This window comes from Planococcus sp. A6, from assembly GCF_028823615.1.
Classification (GTDB): Bacteria; Bacillota; Bacilli; order Bacillales_A; family Planococcaceae; genus Planococcus.
The window spans coordinates 1-3415 of record NZ_JAPEHT010000210.1; the positions used below are offsets into that span (position 1 = coordinate 1).

Annotated in this window: 5 protein-coding genes; 2 read left to right on the top strand and 3 right to left on the bottom strand. The window is 46.1% G+C overall.

Annotated features, from left to right (window positions below; translation table 11 throughout):
- Positions 1-18: 18 nt before the first annotated feature.
- The 3 genes from ON064_RS17695 to ON064_RS17705 all read right to left on the bottom strand — a co-directional run bounded on the left by ON064_RS17695 (position 19) and on the right by ON064_RS17705 (position 1065).
- The gene (locus ON064_RS17695; protein ID WP_058380661.1) at positions 19-495 is read right to left on the bottom strand and encodes a YkvA family protein; all 477 of its coding nucleotides are present in this window, start codon (positions 493-495) and stop codon (positions 19-21) included.
- A gap of 24 nt (positions 496-519) precedes the next feature.
- Positions 520-726: a cold-shock protein gene (locus tag ON064_RS17700; RefSeq protein ID WP_121297493.1), complete on the bottom strand. Its 207-nt coding sequence runs from the start codon at positions 724-726 to the stop codon at positions 520-522.
- 138 nt (positions 727-864) lie between these two features.
- Entirely contained in the window at positions 865-1065 is a 201-nt protein-coding gene (locus ON064_RS17705; protein ID WP_033541967.1) for a cold-shock protein, read from the bottom strand.
- A gap of 415 nt (positions 1066-1480) precedes the next feature.
- On the opposite strand from ON064_RS17705, the gene ON064_RS17710 reads away from it, so the two are divergent.
- Positions 1481-2185 (top strand): 5-bromo-4-chloroindolyl phosphate hydrolysis family protein, encoded by a 705-nt coding sequence (locus ON064_RS17710; RefSeq protein ID WP_121297494.1) that lies wholly within the window; start codon positions 1481-1483, stop codon positions 2183-2185.
- Complete coding sequence (locus tag ON064_RS17715; protein WP_407951629.1) at positions 2106-3329, top strand: toxic anion resistance protein; 1224 nt, start codon at positions 2106-2108, stop codon at positions 3327-3329. Before ON064_RS17710 ends, ON064_RS17715 begins: the two co-directional genes overlap by 80 nt.
- Positions 3330-3415 lie beyond the last annotated feature (86 nt).

Genomic DNA, 3415 nt, shown 5'->3' on the forward strand with positions numbered 1-3415 from the left:
CTTTTTTGTGCTTTGGATTTATTTCAGGAAGCGTTTAACGGCTTTTCCGGCTGGCAACTTCGCTGCCCAACGGTCACCGGAATTCGCCAGTTTGCTGAGCACTTTCAACAGATCTTCGTCTCCCGCCCAATGCTCGGTCACGACTTCTTTCGGGAAGCGGTTCAAGACCGTGTTGATGACGTAGACTGCGACGATGACATCGTCCATGAACCCGCCCGGCCCGACTAAAATTTCCGGGAGAAAATCAATCGGCGCCATGAAATAAAGCACGCCAGCACCGACGTAGGCTTTGCTTTTCTTATCGATCCGGCTGTCCAGCAGCAAGCGGGTCAATAAGTGGAAAAGGTCTGGTGCAAATAAGACGAACTGGCCAGCGGAATCCAGTTTTGATGATTTGCTCTCGAGCCAATTGTGTACCCTGACACGAAGCTTTTGATAGAAATCGCGTTGTTTCTCTTCACTTGGCAATGGCTTTTTTAAATATTCGTTACCCATATGCGTTCCCCTTTCATCCGGCAATTAGAAGACTAATGTAACGTTCGTCGCTACCCGTTCCTTGCCGGGAGCACCGTCGTAAATGGTAAATTCAACGTGTTGGTTCGGCATGAAGCGGCGGAAGCCCTCTTCATTGATGTTGATCGTTTCGAAATAGAACAATTCGCCTGTATCGCCTTCGATATAGCCGAATCCTTTGTCGTCATTAAATTCTTTGACTTTTCCTTGCATGGATAAATCCCCCTTCAATATTCTTGGTATTCTAATTTAGATATACCCGACTAAGACGGAAGATTAAACAATGGAAACCGCCTAGGAAAAAATCCATCAAAAAAGAACTGCCATTACGGCAGTTCTTGGATTGGAGAATTAAAGTTTAGTTACGTTAGTAGCTTGAGGTCCGCGGTTGCCTTCCTCTACTTCAAATTCTACGCGCTGTCCTTCGTCAAGCGTTTTAAAGCCTTCGCCTTGAATCGCTGAGAAGTGTACGAATACGTCGTCGCCGCCTTCAACTTCGATGAAGCCAAAACCTTTTTCTGAGTTAAACCATTTTACTGTACCTTCTTGCATGTTAAATTACCTCCTGTGGTAAGAAAAATTTTTCAATATGCGAACTTTCATAAAAAAATTCACATATTCCCAAAAGTACCGACACTTGCTGATCACTTTTGGGAATATGTGAATAGCTGTTGCGGAAGTTCGTATGTTGAATTACCTTAATTATATCAAATTGACTATAAAAGTCAAACAAATCTAAAAACTTTCTGAATTTTTTCCAAACTATTTTTTTGGCTTTCTAAAAAATCCTTATAAGCATTATGCCAAATTAATGGGAATTTGTAAAGCGCTAATGTGTCAGGCTGCTAACGGTCCGGAAGTTTGTATTGGCTCTCCCGTTCACGTAAAATAAGGGATAGAGACGCGCGCGATGAAACTTTTTCCTGCGCCGCACGTATAGTTTAGTAGCCGTTAAGGAGGTTAAAGCATGAAACCCATTAAGCCGATCGAAAACTTCATTAAAAGACAATCGGTCAGCCTCCCTCTCATGTCCGCTATGTTTCCGATCCTTTATTTAGGCGCGGAAATCGGGCTGCTTGCTTCTGGTGCAGTTGCTGCCGGCACCTATTTTGCCAGCAATACGTCGATGAAGCAATACCAGCTGTCGAGCGATTCCAAGCAGCTCGGCATGACCAGAAGCGAATACCGGAATATCCGCGTGCAGATCAAGGAAGGCAAAGAAAAAATCAAAACCTTGCAAAGCCAATATTATAAAGTGCGTTCCATTTCCTCTTTCAAGCAATTAATGGATATGGTCAAAATCGCCAATAAAATTCTACTTATTGTCCAGCAAAACCCGCGTAAATTCTATTTGGCAGAACCGTTCTTCTATTCGCATCTGGATTCTGCCATCGAATTGACCGGCAAATATACATTATTGGTCGGGCAGCCCGTCAAAGACATGGAGATGCGCATTGCGCTCCAGGAAACGCGTGAAATGCTTCGTTCATTGCAGCAAGTAATGGAAGCCGACTTGAAGCGCGTGCTGTCTACGGACGTTGAGCAATTGCGCATGGAACTCGATTATGCGCGGCTCGCTGTCGACCAGCACAATACGAGAACGATCGACCAGCAACAGCAAATCGAACATAAAGGAGACATGGAAAATGACCAACAATCAGACGAGAAATGAGTTGGATGAGCTTCTTGGAACCCCTTTCGGCATGGAGGAAGCATCCTCGCAAACACAGTTGGCGCAGACGGATGGGCAGCCTGTCGCGCTGCTCGACCGCCTGAGTGCCGAAGAACAGGAAAAAGCACGCGAATTGGCCAAGCAAATACCGACCGGCAACCGCGAAGCCATCCTCACATATGGTGCCAATGCCCAAAACCAGCTGAGCCAGTTTTCGCATAAAATGCTCGATCATGTACAGCGAAAGGATATCGGCCCTGTCGGCGATGTGCTGCATGATCTCATGAAAAAGCTCGAACAGCTAAACCCGGAAGAACTGACGCAGAAAAAGCAAAAAGGGCTGCGCAAAGTGTTCAACCGCGCGAAGTATTCCGTTCAGGAAATGATGAGCAAATACCAGAAGTTAAGCACGCAAGTCGACCGCATCAGCATCCAACTTGACCATTCGAAACGAGGCTTGTTGGAAGATGTCCAGATGCTCGAGCAATTATACGACCAGAACAAGACTTATTTTCAGGCTTTGAACGTCTATATCGCAGCAGCGGAAATCAAACGGGACGAAATCATGAACGAAACGATTCCGGCACTGCGCAAGAAAGCGGAAGCATCCAACGACCAGATGGCCTATCAGGAAGTGAACGATATGGTCCAGTATGTCGATCGCTTGGAAAAACGCCTGTATGACTTGCAATTGTCGCGCCAAATCACCATCCAAAGCGCTCCGCAGATCCGCATGATCCAACAGACCAACCAAACGCTCGCAGAAAAAATCCAATCATCAATCATGACATCCATTCCGTTATGGAAAAACCAGATTGCCATCGCTTTGACCTTGAACAAGCAGATGAAAGCGGTCGAAGCGCAAAAACAAGTGACCGCCACCACAAACGACCTGCTATTGAAAAACTCGGAAATGCTCAAGATGAATTCGATCGAAACCGCACGTGAAAACGAGCGCGGCATCGTCGAAATCGAAACCTTGAAGCAGACCCAGGAGAATTTGCTTGAAACGATCGAAGAAACATTGAAGATCCAGGCAGAAGGCCGCCGCAACCGCAAAGCGGCAGAGCTAGAGATCGGCCGCATGGAAGAAGATTTGAAGCAACGCCTGCTCGCCATCCACGACGGCCAGGAAAAGAACTGATAAAAAACCCCTTCGCATTTTGCGAAGGGGTTTTTAGAGAGTGTCGAAGAAGTCTATAAATCCATTGCGAAATAGAATGGAGTCGT

Excerpts from the sequence above, each read along its gene's own strand:
- ON064_RS17705 (WP_033541967.1), bottom strand. The coding sequence starts at position 1,065 with ATGCAAGAAGGTACAGTAAAATGGTTTAACTCAGAAAAAGGTTTTGGC.
- ON064_RS17695 (WP_058380661.1), bottom strand. The coding sequence starts at position 495 with ATGGGTAACGAATATTTAAAAAAGCCATTGCCAAGTGAAGAGAAACAA.
- ON064_RS17700 (WP_121297493.1), bottom strand. The coding sequence starts at position 726 with ATGCAAGGAAAAGTCAAAGAATTTAATGACGACAAAGGATTCGGCTAT.
- ON064_RS17710 (WP_121297494.1), top strand. The coding sequence starts at position 1,481 with ATGAAACCCATTAAGCCGATCGAAAACTTCATTAAAAGACAATCGGTC.